At 64.8% G+C, this 17928-nt stretch carries 12 protein-coding genes; 1 reads left to right on the forward strand and 11 read right to left on the reverse strand.

From position 1 onward, the window contains the following. Nucleotides 1–324: 324 nt before the first annotated feature. Nucleotides 325–969, forward strand: coding sequence for a hypothetical protein (locus tag ACTJJM_RS16965; protein WP_012511978.1), 645 nt, complete (start codon nt 325–327; stop codon nt 967–969). A gap of 176 nt (nt 970–1145) precedes the next feature. Here the strand turns inward: ACTJJM_RS16965 and ACTJJM_RS16970 are convergent, their stop codons facing one another. From ACTJJM_RS16970 to ACTJJM_RS17020, 11 genes are all read right to left on the reverse strand, one after another. Further along, nucleotides 1146–1889, reverse strand: a complete 744-nt coding sequence (locus ACTJJM_RS16970; protein WP_049432669.1) for a hypothetical protein — start codon at nt 1887–1889, stop codon at nt 1146–1148. A gap of 69 nt (nt 1890–1958) precedes the next feature. Further along, entirely contained in the window at nt 1959–7127 is a 5169-nt protein-coding gene (locus ACTJJM_RS16975; protein ID WP_440865832.1) for an ESPR-type extended signal peptide-containing protein, read from the reverse strand. A gap of 63 nt (nt 7128–7190) precedes the next feature. Beyond that, entirely contained in the window at nt 7191–7898 is a 708-nt protein-coding gene (locus ACTJJM_RS16980; protein WP_440865833.1) for a pilus assembly protein, read from the reverse strand. A 17-nt stretch (nt 7899–7915) separates the two neighbouring features. Beyond that, nucleotides 7916–9049 (reverse strand): CfaE/CblD family pilus tip adhesin, encoded by a 1134-nt coding sequence (locus tag ACTJJM_RS16985; protein WP_311068702.1) that lies wholly within the window; start codon nt 9047–9049, stop codon nt 7916–7918. Next, nucleotides 9046–11769: a TcfC E-set like domain-containing protein gene (locus ACTJJM_RS16990; RefSeq protein ID WP_440865834.1), complete on the reverse strand. Its 2724-nt coding sequence runs from the start codon at nt 11767–11769 to the stop codon at nt 9046–9048. The genes ACTJJM_RS16985 and ACTJJM_RS16990 overlap by 4 nt, the downstream gene beginning before the upstream one ends. A gap of 51 nt (nt 11770–11820) precedes the next feature. Further along, complete coding sequence (locus ACTJJM_RS16995; RefSeq protein ID WP_043400351.1) at nt 11821–12327, reverse strand: CS1 type fimbrial major subunit; 507 nt, start codon at nt 12325–12327, stop codon at nt 11821–11823. A gap of 340 nt (nt 12328–12667) precedes the next feature. Next, nucleotides 12668–13033 (reverse strand): NirD/YgiW/YdeI family stress tolerance protein, encoded by a 366-nt coding sequence (locus tag ACTJJM_RS17000; protein WP_043400377.1) that lies wholly within the window; start codon nt 13031–13033, stop codon nt 12668–12670. Nucleotides 13034–13500: 467 nt separating this feature from the next. Continuing rightward, nucleotides 13501–14565 (reverse strand): hypothetical protein, encoded by a 1065-nt coding sequence (locus ACTJJM_RS17005; RefSeq protein ID WP_313311417.1) that lies wholly within the window; start codon nt 14563–14565, stop codon nt 13501–13503. Between the two features lie 292 nt (nt 14566–14857). After that, on the reverse strand, nt 14858–16135 hold the full coding sequence (locus ACTJJM_RS17010; protein ID WP_019338763.1) for a citrate synthase: 1278 nt from the start codon (nt 16133–16135) through the stop codon (nt 14858–14860). Between the two features lie 296 nt (nt 16136–16431). After that, nucleotides 16432–16674, reverse strand: coding sequence for a type B 50S ribosomal protein L31 (locus ACTJJM_RS17015; protein WP_010484049.1), 243 nt, complete (start codon nt 16672–16674; stop codon nt 16432–16434). An 88-nt stretch (nt 16675–16762) separates the two neighbouring features. Beyond that, nucleotides 16763–17701, reverse strand: coding sequence for a nucleoside hydrolase (locus ACTJJM_RS17020; protein WP_440865835.1), 939 nt, complete (start codon nt 17699–17701; stop codon nt 16763–16765). Nucleotides 17702–17928: the final 227 nt, after the last annotated feature.

A 17928-nucleotide genomic window follows, 5' to 3' on the forward strand; every position in this document is an offset into this window, starting at 1 on the left:
TGCCCTTTGTAGGGCCGAGCCCATGCTCGGCTTCGGGGGCCCGCGGTAGAGCAGCCGAGCATGGGCTCGGCTCTACAGGATCAACGGCACCCTTTTGCTCCGGTAGATGCCAACCTTGGTTGGCGCCGCCTTTGTAGAGCCGAGCCATGCTCGGCTCCGGGCGCTCGCGGTAGAGCAGCCGAGCATGGGCTCGGCTCTACAGGATCAACGGCACCCGATTGCCGTGGTGGGTGCCAACCGTTGGTTGGCATCTCTGCGCCATACCCACGCAGATGTCACATCCCTGCGCTACTCTGTAGCCAGGTCGCAACAGGGAGTCATCGCATGCATCGCGCCCGTCAGCATGCTGCCAGCCAGACCCGCGAGCGGCGCCACCGCCTCGCCCACGAAGCCGCCCGCCTGATGGCCGAAGGCGGCATCCGCGACTACCACCAGGCCAAGTTGAAGGCCGCCAGCCGGCTCGGCATCCACGACGATGCCTCCCTGCCCCGCAACACCGAGATCGAAGACGCCCTGCGCGAGTACCAGCGGCTGTTCTCCGGGCCCCAGCACGGCAACGAGCTTCAGCGCCGCCGCGAAGCTGCAATGCGTGCGCTGGAGTTCCTGCACGGCTTCGCCCCGCGCCTGGCTGGCCCAGTGCTGGACGGCACCGCCGACGCCAACAGCCCCGTGCAGCTGCACCTGCACAGCGACGACCCGGAGGCCGTGCATCGCTTCCTGGACGAGCACGGCATCCCCGCCGAATCACGGACGCGCCGCCTGCGCATGGACCGCGAACGCTGCCTGGATGTGCCGGTGTGGGTGTTCAGTGCGGAGGAACTGACCTTCGACCTGGCCGTACTGCCGTACGACGCCCTGCGCCAAGCACCGCTGTCGCCGGTGGATGAGAAGCCGATGCGGCGCGCGTCCGTCGCGCAGTTGCGGCAGGTGCTGGCCGAGGCGGAGATCACCGCGTACATCGGCGGATGACGGTGGCGCCGGCCCATGGCCGGCGAGCGTAGCGGTACCTGCCAGTGGTGGGTGCGGACCGTTGGTCCGCACCGTGCTTCAGGCAACCGATTGCCGACCGTAGAGCAGTCGAGCGCGGCTCGACTCTACAAAAGCTGCGCTACCTGCTCTGGCAGATGCCGCCCATCATGCTCCCGCTACCAGACGAAACGGGTATCGCGCAGCGGGTCGCTGAGCAACCGCGGCAACCAGGGCGCGGGGGCTCGCTGCGGATACTCCCGCATCATCTGCGCATGCATGGCCTGCAGGTCCCTCAGCAAGCCGGCCTGAAAGTAGACGTCGTTGAACGTATCCGACCACCCACTCTTCACCCGCTCACGCTCGCCGCCCTTCAAGAGCGGCATCTGGTCCAGCGGCACGTCCAGGATGGTCGCCAGTGAGGCGTTGATCTGCGCATTCTCCACAGCGGCCTTGCGCACGGGATCCAACCGATCCCGAATCTGCCGGCAGTCGTAGGGGAAGCACCCGCCTGTGACGTTGATGTAGTCAGCGATGTCCGCCAGCATGTCGGCCTTCAGACGCCACACCACCTCGCTGTCCATCACCTGCCGCACCCGCATCGTGCGCAGCGTACTCGCGCGCACGTCCTCCGGCGTGGTGAACTCGGCCCCCCGCGTGCTGCCAGCGTGACGCACCAGCACGATGCGATGGATCGCCTCGTGGGTGACGCCCTCGATGCGCAGCGCCGCTGTATCCGGATGTATGCGCGGCGGCGGCACGCCCAGCATCTGCCACATGTACCACAGGACCAGCAGTAGACCGACGATGCACAGACCGCTCATCAGCGTCCACAGATCCAGGTTCCGTGTGTAGTAGCGATAGCGCGCCCGCCAGATATAGAACGTGCGATAGCTGATGAAGCCGCTTACCCATCTGTACATTGCCATCTCCTTGGCCAGGACCCCGGCGCGACGGGGTGGATTACGCGCGTCACGCCGGGGCTCCATCGCTTACCAGCCGATGCCCACACCCACGCCCATGCTGCGTTCACCGCTATTGGTGAACGCACCATTGAGGCTGAAGGTGGCCGAGCCCTTTTCGTTGAGCACACGCTGGTAGCCCACCGCCATGGCCGATTCGCCTTCGGCATAGCCCACGCCCGCGCCGAGGCGGTTGTAGGTGGCCAGGCCGGCGGTGTTCATGGCCATGGCCGTCTGCGCACTGCTCATCGCGGCCATGCGGTTGAAGCGCTTGTCCATCTTGTCCAGGCGGCGTTCGAAGTTGCTGATCGCGCCATCGGTGTATTCGTTGGCGCGGGCCAGCATCTTCTCCAGTTCGGCGGTATCGACCTGCGGCGTGGGCGACGGCGTGTCGTCCTTCTTCGACTTCGGCTGTGGCGCGGGCGACGTGCCCTCGCCTGCCGAGGCTACCTGCGGCGAATCGCTGGCTTCCGGTGTTGGCGTGACCTGCTCGGTCGGTGCGGCCGAAGCCGTAGCCAACGCACGCGACTGCGGCTGGCCATCCACGCGCTGCTCCAGCCCATCCATGCGGCCGTTGAGCTGCTGCTGCACGGCGTGCAGCTGGCCGCCGTTGACCGCCTCGCGGCTGCCAGCGGCGATCAGGCCGTTGGCCACGTTGGAGATGACCATGCCGTTGGCGCCGGCCAGGGTGAGCTGGGCGGTGCCGTCGCTGCGGGTGGAGGGCGTTTCCTGGAAGACCGAGCGGAGCTGGGTTTCGACGCGGTCCATGCGGGAGCCGGTGGTGACTACGGCGGAGTCCAGCGTGGTGAGAGCGTCGTTGACGGTGTTCTGGTGCTGGCCCTGGATGTTGAAGCCGGGGGTGGTGACGTTGCCGTTGGCGTCGATGTTGCCGCCGAGGGCGGACAGGGCGCCGCGGAGCTGGCCGATGGTGGCTGCGTCATGCTGAGCGACCCCATGAGCGACATTGGTCAATCTACGCTTGAGCGAATCACTGCCAAAGGAAACCACCCCCCTTTCTGAAGCATACGAATAGGCCCCGAGAGCGACGGACTCCAAAGCATCTTCCGTGACAATTGCATAGGTTCCCAACGCAACTCCACCGCTCTGGTCCACTCTCGCACCTGCGCCCAGCGCATATCCATTTTCCGCGAAAGAACTGACATACGCGCCACGCCCCAAGGCAACAGAGTTCTTCCCGAGCGCGCTTGTATAGCTGCCAACTGCTGTCCCCCCTTCAGAATCCATCGAAGCCTGAGCTCCGCTACCGAGCGCAACGCCGTAGATTCCTGCCTCAGCGCGCTCCCTATGCAGTTCCGATCCGACCGCCAGCATTTCTGTACGCTCTTCCAAACCTGCGACTTTGGAATTGGTTGCATACAACTGCCCACCGTTCACAACATCCTTACTCTCAGGCAACAGCATTCCATCGGCTACACCTGTAAGGGTCGCGCCACCGAAGTCGATTACGCCACCAGGGTTGGCGGCAACGGCAACGGCAACGGCAACACCGGAATTTTCCGCGTCGCGGAGTGCGTCGAGATCACTCCTGTTCCGCGCGATGTCCTGCTTCGCCGCGTACAGCTGACTACCAGTCACCGCATCACGACTACCTGCAGCAATGCGTCCATCGGCCAGATTCGACAGAACCATGCCCTGCGCGCCTGCCAAGTTCAGCTGACCAACTCCATCCGCCCGGGTCGAGGGCGACTGTTGGAACGTCGCACGCAGCTGACCTTCGAGACCATCTACTCGGCTTCCTGACCTGATCACCGCCCCATCGAGTGCAGCCAACGCGTCTCCGACGTTGGTCTGCGTCCCACCTTGGACGTTGTAGATGGGGTTGTTCACACCACCGTAGCTATCCAGCCCTGCCCCGCCGCCCAAGGCAGAGAGAGACTCAGCCAACTGCACGATAGCAACAGCATCGTATTCGCCTGTGCCACGGGAAATCCCCGTCAACCTGCGTTGGACGTTGTCGTTCCCAAACGACACTGTGTCAGGCTGGGACGCAATCGAACCATAGCCAATTGCAACAGCATTATGAGCCCCAGCTTGGACTCTGCTTTCTGCACCCAAAGCCATTCCCTGACTCGCGTTGACAGATGTACCGACCCCCAAAGCAAACCCACCTTCCGCGTCCTGCGCGACGAATGCTGCGCGGCCGATCGAGATAGAATTCTTCCCGATAGCACGTGCATATGCACCAAGGGCAACTCCACCCTCACCATCAGGAGTTGCCTGTGCCGAGTCTCCAATAGCTACTGATCCCAGCCCTGCACTCGACGCCTTCTGATCTCCGCCAGCACCGACTGATACGAATCCTCCTGCCATTTCCAGCGCCGCGATCTTCTCATTAGCTGCAAACAACTGCCCGCCATTCACCGCATCGGTGCTGGTCGCAGAACTGATATCCCCCGCTGCCACCCCCGATACGCGGGCGCCTTCCATGTCCACCAGGCGACGATCAGCACTGAACTTGACCACGCCATCCAGATCCGGATCGAAGTTATCGAAGTCCGCACGCAGCGCATCCAGCTCGATCCGGTTGTCGGCGATACGCCCGTCCTGATCCTTCAGCTGCTGCGCATGCCCTGCCAAAGCCTGCCGCTGCGTCTCCACCGTGGTATTGGTCGCAAACAGCTGCTGCCCGGTCACCGCATCCGTGCTGCCCGTACTCAGCGTGCCGTTGGCGATGTTGTAGATGCGCCGCTTGCCACCGCTCTTGTTCGCAACATCCACGATAGTCCCAGTGTTCTCCGCACCCAGACGCACGTTGCCACTGGCAGACACCTGGCCCACCAGTCCGCCCAAGGCATCAGCCTTCAGAACAGCGCCATCGGCTACGCCACGGGCAGCGTCGGCCGCCGTCTTCGCCGCGGTTGCCGCCGTGCGCACGCTGGTCACTTCGCTATTGGTGGCATTGAGCTGCTGCCCGGTCACTGCATCCGTGCTGGACGCACTGAGCACGCCATTGGCCAGATTCTGCAGCTTGCGCTTGGCGCCACTCTTGTTGGCCACGTCGACGACGGTGCCGGTGTTGTCTGCACCCAGGCGCACGTTGCCACTTGCCGATACCTGCCCCACCAGGCCATCCAGTACCGCCACGCGCGCCTGCGCTGCGTCCGCCGTGGACTTCACGGCGGTAACGTTGCTGTTGGTGGCATTCAACTGCTTGCCGGTGACGGCCTCCGTGCTTGACGTGCTCAGTACCCCATCCTTCAGGCCGGTGATGCTGCGCACCGCATTGGACTTGTTGCGGGCATCCAGCACCGTGCCGGTGTTCTCGCCGCCCAAGCGTACGTTGCCACTGGCCGATACCTGGCTGACCAGGCCACTGACCGTATTGGCCTTGGCCAGCGCCGTATTGGCGTTGGTGTTGGCCGTAGTGGCGGTGGTCTGCGCTGCTGTGGCCGTCGTCTTCGCGGCGTCGGCCGCCGTCTGAGCAGTCGTCACATTGGCGTTGGTTGCATTGAGTTGCTTACCCGTCACGGCCTCAGTGCTGGATGTAGAAAGCGCCCCATCCTTCAGGCCAGTGATGCTGCGAACAGCGTTGGACTTGTTGCGGACATCCAGCACGGTGCCAGTGTTCTCGCCGCCAAGGCGCACGTTACCACTGGCCGAGACTTGGCTGACCAGGCCGCTGACCGCATTGGCCTTGGCCAACGCTGCGTTGGCATTGGTATTGGCCGTATTGGCGGTGGACTGTGCTGCGGTGGCTGTCGCCTTTGCAGCATCGGCTGCGACCTGAGCACTGGCGACATTACCGTTGGTGACATTGAGCTGCTTGCCCGTTACCGCGTCGGTGCTGGTACTGGACAGCCTCGCATCGGCCAGATTGACGATCCGGCGCTTGGTGGTTCCGCTACCTACCGAAACCGTATTTGCTTCAGTCGCAACAGAACCTCGACCCAGCGCAATGGCGCCGGCAGCACTCGTAGATGCGCCGTAGCCAATGGCCACGCTGTCGTGGCTGGCAGCGCTTTTGCCACCGAGGGCAATGGCGCCGTTGTATCCATCCGCGCCCGCGCGCGAATCGGCGCCGATCGCTATCGCGCCCTCTGAACTGCCGTTGTCGACACGAGAGCCACTACCTACTGCCAGACCATTGCGCCCATTCACATAGGCTGAATTTCCATAAGCTGTAGCGCCAATTCCAGTTGCACTCGAACGAGTACCGACTGCGGTTGCGTGAGTGCTACCCGTCAGCGCTTCGTAGCCAACCGCAATACCATACTCATTTTTGGCCAAGGCAGATTTCCCGAAGGCAGTCGCCCCCTTCCCTGATGCCTGAGCCCCGCGCCCCATGCTCAGCGCCCCCTCGCCCAAGGCCCGCGCTTCATAGCCCAAGGCAATAGCATCGTTCTCGGCCCTGGACAGACCGCCCAGTGCGATTGCTCCCGTCCATCCATCCGAGCCCGCAAACGAGCCTCCGCCGATGGCGATACGAGACACGCCAGCGGAACTGTCCACGGTCCTTGCGCTTCGTCCAATTGCGATGGCGTCGTCGCCAATGGCCGTCGCGTGGTTGCCCACTGCGATTGAGTATGCGCCGAATGCTTTGGCTACTGTTCCCACCGCAGTCGCGTAATTTGCCGTTGCCTGGCTCAGATACCCCAGCGCGTGAGCGCTATCTGCAGATGCAATGGCCGAAGCTCCAAGCGCGACAGACGACTTCCCACTGGAGTTGGCCTGTCGGCCAATCGCAACTGCGCTCGAGGCGGATGCTTTTGAATCGTTACCCATCGCTATGGCCGAGCCCCCAGTTGCCTGAGCGTTGGCACCCACAGCGACGCTGTAGTGTTCACCGGCAAGCGCCCTCCAGCCGAACGCAGCGGAGTAGAAGTTCTCGGACCTCGCCTCCGGACCCACGGCCGAACTGCCATAGCCATTGGCTTTCGCTTGATAGCCAAGTTCCAGCGCATTGATGCCCGCACGTGGCGTAGCTGAGAACAGCGAGTATGCGGAAGAAGATCCTGCGCGCACCTCCGAGTTCAAGCACAGCGCCTGCCAGATGGATTCATCGCACTCATCAGCCGCAATGATGTCGCCAGCTTCTGCTGAGGGAACCGCAAGAACAAGCCCAAGCAACACTGCGCCCGCAGCCGTTGACCGCGGCTTACCTGCGCTCGACGCCAGTTCGCTGGCAACAACCCAGCATTGGCGGGTTCGATTCCACACACGTCTATAGATACGGTTCATTGCTTACTCCTTAACAGCCAGTTCAAGTGAAAGCCCGCCAGCCCTGCTGGCGGGGCCGGGGAATCAACCAGCGCTGGGCGCCAGGGTCTGTACGTGCTCGCGATAGCCATCGCGGGTCAGGCGGTAACGCAGCTGCAGCGTGTGTCCGGGCTGCACGGGGAACGGCAGCTCCAGCGCACTGCCGGGATACAGGCTTCGCGACACGTCGTGCGCGGTGCAGCGCGCACCATCGCAATCGGCGACGCTGGTAATGCCTACGCGCACCGTGCCGGTGTTGCGCAGGCGGTTGCCTTCCACCTGTACCGCCATGGCTGGCTGCGCGGGCAGCACATTGACCAGCGCCCCCCAGACCAGGCTGACGCCGATGTTGGCCTGTGCACGCTCACCCTCGCCTGCGTGCTCAATCCCTTCAGGGCCACGCACACCTTCGAAGTACACGCGGTAGGCGGTTTCCTTCTCGACCGGCTGCAGCGGAATCACCCGGATCAGGCGATTGCCGCCACCGGCCAGCGCGAACTTGCCGGGGGTGATGGCGATGGCCGCTTCGCCGGGCTCAACCTCAACCTCCTGCTCGTCTGCGCCGGCGGGATTGACGATGCGCTTGATCGAGGCCTGCACGTACTGCGGCTGGGTGGACTGCGAATAGATGCGGATCTGCGCGCCCTTCTTCACGTCTACCGACGTGCGCATGGGGTGCACGGTGAGATTGGCGTGGGCAGGCATCGCCATCAGCAGCGACAAGGGAAGCAGGCAACGAATGAGAGGCTTCATCGGGGGCTCCATGGGAATCAGGGCGTGACAGTGGGAACGCGCAGTTCCACCTTGAGATCGCCGTCGTAGTAGCCGGGGTGCTTGCTGCTGACCGGCACACGGGGGGTATCCAGCGTCAGTGGCGTGGGCACGCAGAACACCGGCTGCGTCATGCCGGGCAACAGCACCAGGCGCAGCTTTGCGGTATCGATGCCGTGCAGCAGTTGCTCTACACCGTTGCGCATGGGCAGGGCGCTGCCGTTGTGATCGAGGGTGACGTTGTAGTCCACGCGCTGCGTGGCATCGCTGCCGCCGTCCGTGTGCCAGACCGAGTAGCCGGAAGGCCCCGGAGGACGTGGTCCACTGTCACGCACGGTGACGCCCAGGTACTGGCTCTGCGAGCCCAGTCCGTCGTACAGGCACATGTCGAGTTGGGTTCGGCCGCCGACGGTCTGGGCGATCGGGTCGTACTGCAGGTTCAGGCCGACGTGCGGGGTGACCTGATCGAAGAGCGGGAAGTAGATAGAGACCGCGTTGTGGTCGGTGATGGTGAAGGCGAAGGTGAATGAGTAATCAGCGAGATGCTGGTGCGGTGGCTTTCTCAAAGCCAAATCAAGTTTTGCTGACCAGTGCCCAGCTACAAGCTGCTCCAACTGGCCGGAGCTCAACTTCATCTCTACCGCAGTTCCAACTCGATCTACACCTCCGCATGAGCCCGTAACTGACGACCAGATTGGCCTGAAAGGGCCAGACCAGTAGTCGAAGCTGCATGCACCTGTGGCATCAATGCGCCGAATTGCTGCAGTTACTTCGATATCAACTTCCATGCCACTACGGCTTTCTGTAAACCGCAATGGAATGCTGCTATTGCTACCGACGCCATTCTCGAGAGTGTCACTGGTGGGGCACTTTCCGCGCCTTGAGCTGGAGTTTGAGCTGCAAGTCATGAACATACGGCCGTACTCCAACGTTCCCTGCTGCTCGTAGCCGAATACAGTCCTCGGCGCCCACAACTCGATATCCCCCGGAATCGCAGAGCGATCCCAGCTCATCACGATGTCGCGATGCTCACTCGTTGGATGCGTCTCCGGCGGCTGCTGCGCCATCGCCCGCGGCGCCAACACCACCAACGCACACAGCACCGCCATCACCCACCACACCCGCCGGTTCACTGCGCACCTCCCGCGGCCGCGGTCTGCGGCGTGGCGGCAATCAACGCCTGCTCCTGCAGTAGCCGGGTCACCCGCGCCTGGTGGCGGATGTCGGCGGGTAGCTGGGCCACGGCCAGCGGTTCGCACTGCACGGCGCCCACCAGCATCACCACGCTGCGGCGCTCGCGCACCTGCAGCGGGCAGTGCAGCAGGCGGTCGTCCTGCAGCAGGTACAGGGACTTTTCGCGTCGTGGAAAGTCGGCCACGAAGCCTCCATTGCTGCCGGTGCCCGGCACCGGCGCGTTGAGAATGCGGGCGCCGCGCAGCGGTGCACCGGCGATGTCGTGGGCGTTGCCGATGAAGGTGTAGGTCACTTCAATCGGCACCGGCATGCGCACCAGGCGCCCCGGCGAGAGGAACAGCGGGCGCGCCCCGCCCACACCGCTCACGCGCACGGCGGCGATGCTGTCCAGTGCGCTGGCGTCCTGCACTTCGGCGCGGTGCGATTGGTAGGCGGAAATCGGCAGCAGGCGGCGTTCGCCCAGCTTCAGCCGCTGCCGGCGCAGTCCACCCACCTGCAGTTCGGCGGCCACGCCGGTCAGGTCCAGATCGTCGGTGCCATCCACCTGCACCGCCAGCCCGGCATCGGCGCCCACGCCTGCGCCCCAGTACAGGCCGCGCGAGCCGATGGCCAGGCCGGAACTGTGCGTGGCGCTGTACGCCACCTCGTTGCCACCCTGGTGCTGATAGCGCGATACCGTAGCGCCGGTCTGGCCGATGCGGTTCTGCAGCTGCCCGCTGAGCGTGGCGCTGTAGCGTTCGTTGTTGTTGCCGCGTAGTTCGCCAGACACTTCGCGGTACTGGTCTTCGTATTCCTGGCGCAGGGTCTGGCCGGCGCTGTAGTTGACGTCCGGTCGTGCATGTTGCGGCTGGCGCACATCCAGGCCGTAGCGCCGCTGCGAGCTACCGCGGTCACCGCGCTGCAGGCGGTTGAGGCTGACGTTGAAATAGATGCCGCGGTCACGACCATCGCGCAGGCCGCCGCCATTGGTCTGCTGCCACACGCCGATGCGGCTGGAGACACTGAACTCGCCCCAGCGCTGGCTGCGGCTGTAGCTGGCCTGCCAGGTGCGGCTGAGCTGCGGCACGCGCGTGGGCTGTGGCAGCCACGGCGGCAACAGCGGGTCGAGCCCGGCCAGCGGATCATCCCCCAGCCCCGGCTGCAGTGTGCCTGCGCGCCAGGTCTGACGGCGGGTGTAGGCCACGTAGGCGTTGCCGCCCGCCACCGGCAGCGCCATCGAGGCGCTGAGCGAATCAGCACAACCGAGCCGGTCGCGTGCGTCGTCCTCGAACTGGCAGGCACGGCCGCGCATGCGCTGGTGGTACACATTCCACGAGGCGCGGCGACGATACGAAAGCTGATGCTGCTGGCCACGGCTGCCATCGCTGCCGTGCATGCCGCTGAAAGTGCCGCGAATCTCCTGGGTGGCGAACACATGGCGCAGGTCCAGCCGCAGTTCGCCATAGCTGAAGCCGCCGAGGTCGGCGACACCGGCGGTCACCGCCACGTTGCGCGATACCGGCACGCGCAGGCCGGCCATCGCTGCCGCCTCGTCGTTGAAACGGTCGCTGCGGCGCTCGTTACGGCGGCCACCCTGCATGAACCACTGCACGCTGCTGTCGGTCCAGTCGCCGCCCTTGTCGAACGGCGCGTCCTCGCTGCGCACCAGCACACCGTCTTCGTAGATGCGCAGGGTGACGGTGTAGTTGCCCAGCGGAAACCGGCGCGTATCGAGCTGGTTGATACCGGCCTGCAGGTAGAAGGTCTGCAGCAGGCGCTCGCCATCGAAGGCATCCACGCGTGCGTCGCGCGCCAGCAACACGGTGAGCGGCGTGGCTTGTACGGCGGCCGCCGAATCCACGTAGGCCTGCGTGGTGCCCAGGCGCAGGCCCTGGAAGCGGTCCATCGGCAGCATGCTGAAGCTGAAAGTGCCGCCCTGCGGACTGCTTAGGTTGCGGCGGTCCATGCGCCCGGCCTGCAGGTAGTGCTGCTGCCCCAGGTCATGGCGGTAATAGGCGTTGTCCAGCTGGAAGTCGCGGTTGGCGCGGCCGCCGCGATAGTGCTGCTGGCTGAAGGTCCAATCGGCAGACAGGTGCCCGCGCTGCAACACGCCCAGCGCGCCCATGCCCTGCGCGGCCAGCGACTGGTAGCCGCGGCCGCCGCTGACGTTGAGCGTGTGCTGGTGCAGGAAGGCATTTTCGGCATTGGCGCTGACCTGGTGGTAGCGCTCGGCGGCCGGTTCGCCGGGAATCCATTGGCGGGCAACGAACAGGCGCACGGCGCCCACGCCTTCGTCATACAGCGCGCGCACGGCGGTGGGCTCCTCGGGGGGATCGATGTAACCGCAACCGGCGCTGGCGCCGCCGTAACGGCAGGCCAGGTGGCTGTTGCGCGGCAGCGGCTGCGACAGCGCTGGCAACAACGCGGCCTGTGCCTCGGCGGGCAGCTGCAATGCCTGCAGCGCCTCGGCCGGGGCTTCCAGCTGCACGTGTTCCAGAGTCACGCGCACCGGCACCAGCCCAGTCGAGCGACCGAACAGGCGCACCTCAAGTTGTTCGGTCTGGCCTTCGACCAGATCCTCGAAACCGGCGGGAACGCCGCGCGCCGCGACCAGGGGCGTGGCCAACGACAGGGCGAGCGCGACCGCCAGCCGGGTGACGGCGGGTGCGGGAAATTTCATGGGGGTGTTACCGGAAGCGGCCGGCCCGGGATGCGGGCCGGCGCGGGCGCCTTACGGGCTGGCGGTCTTCTGCTGCATGGCGATGGTGACGATGCCTTCGTAGGTACCGCCCTTGGCGATCGGCGCCTGGGTGGTCTGCGCGATACGCAGCGGCATCGGGATCGATGCGCCCTCCAGTGCGCCGTCGAACAGGTCGGACGCGGCGAAGTCCTGCGCGGCCACGGTCAGCGCCTTGCCGTTGAGGCTGACAGTCAGCGGCACCGGGGCACCGCTGCCATCGGTATTGAGCAGCTGCGGAGCGCTGCCGACGCGCACTTCGATGTCCTTGTCGTCATCGTTGGAGTAGATGCGCACCTGCTGGGTCCACGGCACCAGGCCGGTGACCGGGTTGTGGACCATGTTGACCACCGAATCCAGCGCGGTGCCATCGGCCTTGAGCAGGGCCAGGGTCGGGTCGACGTTGGCCCAGACCTTGATGTCGGCGTCGAACGCGTTGGCGGACAGCGAAACAGTGGCCAGCGCTGCAGCGAGCGTGGCCTTCTTCAGAATGGCGTGCATGTGTGTCTCTCTCGGACAGGGGGAATATGAAAGCCCCCCTCCCCAAGGAGAAAGGGAGGGAGGCGCCGCCCGTGGAGGTGGTCACGGGCGACGAGAGAATGGTAGGTAGGCCTACCGCACGCAGGCCATGCAACAATTCCTAAATAACTGAACGTTAAGAAGAATTCTTGAGGGCTTTCAATGTTTGAGGATTATGCAAATTTCCTCACGACTTGAATGCAAGAAACCTCATTGCGTTGCATTTGTAGCGTCGAGTGATACTCGACTATCGCTTGAGGTGCACCGTGTGCGCATGAGCCGAGCACTGCTCGACGCTACGTGTAGAAATCGCGAACGACCTTCAACGCACGGGCACTACGGTGACGTGCTCCACGTCGATGTCGGTCGGCTTGAAGCGGTGCGTATCCACCTCACCGTGCAGCTCCACCACGGTGGTCGCGCTGACGGCCTGGTGGCTGGGCAGATCCTTGTCGTCGATTTCCACATCGATCTCGCCGGTGGCGTCCTTGAAGCGGTAGCGCTCATGGCCGATCCTGGCCACCAGCGTGCCCCGCAGCACCACCGGCTGGTCGTCACGCTGGGCGCGCGCCTCGGCAACCGTGGTGACGGCATGGGTGGCGCCCGGGCCGGTGTACTGGGCGAAGGCCCCAGCGCTGAGCAGGCTCAACGTGGTGGCGATGAGCGCAAGGGTGAGTCGTCGGTTCATGGTGTTGTCCATGCAGGGATAAGTGCCCACAGCTTCCCTCGCCTCGATAGTGACGCCCATGCAATAACTCCGAAAAGATGTGAAAACGACATCCGACGTCAGAAACCATTCATCGCGGACCCAACGCCTCTTTCAGCATCCATTCCGAGCGGATTTTCTGCGGCCTTCCGGCGTGTGCTGGGGTGTTCGCCCAACCGGTACGCGGAGGCGTAGTTCAGCTGCCAAGCCATGCTTTTGTAGAGTCGAGCCATGCTCGACTGCTGTTCGCACGGCGCGCATGACTCGAGCATCGCTCGACGCTGCAAACACATGCACACGCACAGCGGGATGGCATCAGGCCGCCTTACGGCGGCCTGACGGCTCCACTCAACGATGCAATCTCAGAAGAAGATTGCGTACAGGATCAGCAGCGGAATCGGCACGCCCAACAGCCAGAGCAGAATCATTTTCATCTCAGGTCTCCTCGTTCAAAGGTCGCGGCGGCGGCCGCCCCAGGTGGCGCTGAGGCTGGCGAAGAACGCGCCGATCAGCAGGGTGATGAACAGCCACAGTGCGGCATACGCTGCTGCCTTGCGGGCATCGTCGGCCGCCTGCTTGGCGGTGGTCTTGGCTTTCTCCAGCGCGGCACGCATGCGCGTCTGCACATCGGTCACACGGGCCTGCGCTTCGGCCTGGCTCATGCCGGTTTCGCGCGCGATGAGCTGCGACAGGTACTGGGTGTCGGCCGGGTCGAAGCCATCGCCTTGCAGGCTGTTGACGATGATGCGGTTCACTTCGGCGCGCAGTTCGCGACGGTCGCCGGCCGGCGCACGACCCGGCATCGGGCGCGGCGGCGCCATGCCGGCCTCGCGTGGGCCCGCATTCGGTGCCGGCGCCGGAGCCGCGTTCGGATCCAACGGCGCGCCCGGCGGTGGCGGCGCCGCGGGATCGGCAGCACCGGGGTTGGTGGCATTGCGGAACAGGGAATCCACCCAATAGTTGAGGTCGCCTTCCGGTGCGGCCGCGGCGGCGCTACCGGCACCTGCGGCGGCAACGCCGGCCGTGGATGCGGCAGCGCCTGCAGTGGCACCCGCCACCTTTGCACCGGCGCCCAGCACGCCGCCGATGGCCGAGGTCAGCAGGCCCGCAGTCAGCAGCGTGGCCACGGCCCACGACACGAAGCCGTGCGCGGTATCTCGGAAATAGGTTTCATCGCCATGGATCTGCGTCCATTTGGTGCGCAGGCGGCCAGCCAGGTAGCCACCCAGGCCGGAGGCGGCCAGTGCGGTGAAGGTGAGCCAGGCGATGCTGGACCAGCCGAAGGTTTCCTTGCTGACGCCTTCGAACGACCACGGCGACACCGAGGAGAGGCCAAGGCCGACACCGAGGATGAGCAGGATGAGGGAGAGTGCGGCGGCAGCGGCGGCACCTGCGAAGATCGCGCCCCAGGAAACGGCGCTTTCGCTGGGAGGGGCGACGATGGGGGCGGTGACGACAGTGGCGACGTCGGGACCAAGCGGGCCGCTCTCGGGTGGGTCGAATCGGGTACTCATCGGGATGGACGCTCCATTTCAGGTGCTGCGGATGCAGCTGGCGTCCTGAGGCTGCGCGAGCGGTTGTGAAGCTGGCGAGACCCTTGAATCACGCGGTCTTGGCGCGATGAAGCGCGTGCCAACCAAGGTTGGCACCTACCGGAGGCGGATGCGGTGGTAGATCCACGCCATGCGTGGATGATTTTTCGCGGGCGCCGAAATCGTGCGGACCAACGGTCCGCACCTACCAGGTCCGCGCAAAAAAAAACGCCCCGCGGATGCGGGGCGTTCTCGGCACAACCTACGCGGGCGATCAGCCCTGGTAGTCGCGCACGTCGCTGCCGGTGTAGACCTGGCGCGGACGGCCGATCTTCATTTCCGGGTCGACCTGCTGTTCCAGCCAATGCGACACCCAGCCGGAGGTACGGCCCAGGGCGAACATGACGGTGAACATCTCGGTCGGGATCTGCAGCGCCTTGTAGATGATGCCGCTGTAGAAATCGACGTTCGGGTACAGCTTGCGGGCGACGAAGTACTCGTCCTGCAGCGCGGCCTGTTCCAGCTTCACGGCCACGTCCAGCAGCGGATCCTGCACGCCCAGCTGCTTGAGCACCTTGCTGGTCATCTCGCCGATGACCTTGGCGCGCGGGTCGAAGTTCTTGTAGACGCGGTGGCCGAAGCCCATCAGGCGGAAGCCGGAGGTCTTGTCCTTGGCCTTGACCACGGCGGACTCGACGTTGTCGGCAGTGCCGATCTCTTCCAGCATCTTCAGCACGGCTTCGTTGGCACCGCCGTGGGCCGGACCCCACAGCGCGGTGACGCCAGCGGCGACCGACGCGTACGGGTTGGCACCGGTCGAACCGACCAGGCGCACGGTCGAGGTCGAGGCGTTCTGCTCGTGGTCGGCGTGCAGGATGAACAGCAGGTCCAGCGCCTTGACCACGTCCGGGTTCAGATCGTACTGGCCGTCAGCCGACTCGAAGGTCTGCTTCAGGAAGCGGCTGACATAGTCCAGCGAGGTGTCCGGCTTGTTGGCCGGCAGGCCCTTGCCGTGGCGGTAGATCAGCGCCGACAGGGTCGGCACCTTGGCGATCAGGCGCACGGCGGCCTGGCGGCGCTGTTCGGCGTCGGACAGGTCCAGCGAGGCGTGATAGATGCCCGACAGCTGCGCGATGGCGGCGGTCAGGATCGCCATCGGATGGGCATCCTTGGCGAAGCTGCCGATCAGGGTGTTGATCGAATCGTCGACGTTGGCTTCGGCAGCCAGCTCATCGGTGAAGGCCTTCAGCTGCTCGGCGCTCGGGCGCTCGCCGTTGATCAGCAGGTAGGCCACTTCGACGTAGCTCGACTTTTCCGACAGCTGTTCGATCGGGTAGCCGCGGTACAGCAGCACGCCCTTGTCGCCGTCGATGTAGGTGATGGCGGACTTGCAGCTGGCCGTCGCGGTGAAGCCGGAATCGTAGGTGAAATACCCCGTTTCCTTGGTCAGCTTCGCGATGTCGACGCAGTCGTTGCCAAGGGTGGGTTTGATGACGGGCAGAACGACCGACTTATCGCCGGCGTTGAGCGTGACCTGATCAAGATCGGACACTGTGTGCGCTCCTTCATGGGAAGGCGCCTGCCCAAGCGCATTGGTCAGGCACGTGAATGACGTCCTCGGCCTGTGCCGGGGATCAGGTCATTATCGCACAGCAGCATTTGCCCGGCGCTAGACAGAAGTCGTATACGACAGGCGACCAGACGCCGGCCGTTGAGCGGCCCGGATCGGCAAAAGTGTTGTCACACGAACGCAGTGTTCCGTCCATCCAAACGCCCGTTGGGTTGGCGTTGGGGAAAAACAAACGGCCGCGCAGAGCGCGGCCGTCGGTTCGAAGCTGGATCGACAGATCAGCGCGCGTAGCGCTTCTGGAACTTGTCGATACGGCCCGAGGTGTCGATGACCTTGTGCTTGCCCGTGTAGAACGGGTGCGAAGCCGAGGAAATTTCAACCTTCACCAGCGGGTAGTCGTTGCCGTCTTCCCACTTGATGGTTTCCTTCGTCGCCATGGTCGAGCGGGTCAGGATCTTGAAATCGGAGGTGACGTCATGGAAGACGACGTCGCGGTAGTTCGGATGGATATCGGCCTTCATGGGCTCACACCGTAAATGGGCTGGTGGTCAAGAGCGGCATTATAAGCACCGGTTGCCGCTCGGGGCAACCGGTGCGGGTCAATCGGCTTCAGTCCGCGCCCAGGGCCTGGCGCACCAGGGCCTCGAAACGCTGCTGGTCGTAGGCCATCAGCAGATCGCAGTTGTCCGGCTGGCCGGTCTGGCGGTTCCAGTCGACGATGGTGGCACCGCGGCTGAACGTGCCGTTCAGCTCCACGTTCAGCGGGCGCGACTCGACCCGCAGCTGCCCTTCCGGGTTCAGCGCCCAGGCCATGGCCACCGCATCGGCGGTGTACCAGCGCCCGCCCTTGCTGTCTTCGGACAGGCCACGGGTCTTGCGCGAGATCAGCTCGTAGAAACGGGCGCGATCGGAATCGGCCTGCAGCCACTTCTCGGCGTCCTGCAGCGGCAGGCCATGGGCGACGGTAGCCTCCCAGTCCGACACCAGGAGGTGCTTGAACGAAGTGAACACCACGTGCGCCGCTTCCGGGTCGAAGGCGATGTTGAATTCGGCCGCTGGGGTGATGTTGCCGTGGCAGGTGACCGCGCCGCCCATCACCACGATGCGCTTGATGCGCTGTGGCAGGGTCGGGTCCAGCTTCAGCGCCAGGGCCAGGTTGGTCAGCGGGCCGAGCATCACCAGCATCAGTTCGCCGGCGTGCTCGTGCGACAGGCGCAGGATGGCCAGTGCGGCGTGCTCGGCTTCGGCCTGGCGGCTCGGCGGCGGCAGGTCCACGTCGCCGTAGCCGTCACGGCCATGCACGTGGGCAGCGTCGACGTAGGGATGCAGCAGCGGATCCGGGCTGCCGGCAAACACCGGCACGTCGGCGCGGCCGACGATGTCGCAGAGCTTGAGGGCGTTGCGGACGGTGTATTCGAGGCCGACATTGCCGGCGGCGATGGTCAGGGCGACCACGTCGTGCCGTTCATCGGCGAAGGCCATCAGCAGGGCCAGGGCGTCGTCCACACCGGGGTCGGTGTCGATCAACAGCGGGATCTTGTGGGTCATCGTTGCCGTCTTCAGATCGGCAACGAAGTGTGGACCGGGATGATGACCGTTGCAAGTACGGGGTGTTGGGGTTCTGGCAGGGCTGCGCCCTGCACCCGCAGAGGCAGGAGCAACGGCAACGGCAACAGCAACGTCGAAAGCTGGTTTCCTGGGGTATGGCGGGGTGGGTCCGGTGGCGGGGGACGCCGTGAACCCGTCCATGGGGGCTTGGCCGCGGCATCCATGCC

Origin of the sequence: Stenotrophomonas sp. 22692 (genome assembly GCF_052045015.1) — a bacterium.
Classification (GTDB): Bacteria; Pseudomonadota; Gammaproteobacteria; order Xanthomonadales; family Xanthomonadaceae; genus Stenotrophomonas; species Stenotrophomonas geniculata.

Coding starts and splice junctions, on each gene's coding strand:
- ACTJJM_RS16965 (WP_012511978.1), top strand. CDS start 325: ATGCATCGCGCCCGTCAGCATGCTGCCAGCCAGACCCGCGAGCGGCGC.
- ACTJJM_RS16970 (WP_049432669.1), bottom strand. CDS start 1,889: ATGTACAGATGGGTAAGCGGCTTCATCAGCTATCGCACGTTCTATATC.
- ACTJJM_RS16975 (WP_440865832.1), bottom strand. CDS start 7,127: ATGAACCGTATCTATAGACGTGTGTGGAATCGAACCCGCCAATGCTGG.
- ACTJJM_RS16980 (WP_440865833.1), bottom strand. CDS start 7,898: ATGAAGCCTCTCATTCGTTGCCTGCTTCCCTTGTCGCTGCTGATGGCG.
- ACTJJM_RS16990 (WP_440865834.1), bottom strand. CDS start 11,769: ATGAAATTTCCCGCACCCGCCGTCACCCGGCTGGCGGTCGCGCTCGCC.
- ACTJJM_RS16995 (WP_043400351.1), bottom strand. CDS start 12,327: ATGCACGCCATTCTGAAGAAGGCCACGCTCGCTGCAGCGCTGGCCACT.
- ACTJJM_RS17000 (WP_043400377.1), bottom strand. CDS start 13,033: ATGAACCGACGACTCACCCTTGCGCTCATCGCCACCACGTTGAGCCTG.
- ACTJJM_RS17005 (WP_313311417.1), bottom strand. CDS start 14,565: ATGAGTACCCGATTCGACCCACCCGAGAGCGGCCCGCTTGGTCCCGAC.
- ACTJJM_RS17015 (WP_010484049.1), bottom strand. CDS start 16,674: ATGAAGGCCGATATCCATCCGAACTACCGCGACGTCGTCTTCCATGAC.
- ACTJJM_RS17020 (WP_440865835.1), bottom strand. CDS start 17,701: ATGACCCACAAGATCCCGCTGTTGATCGACACCGACCCCGGTGTGGAC.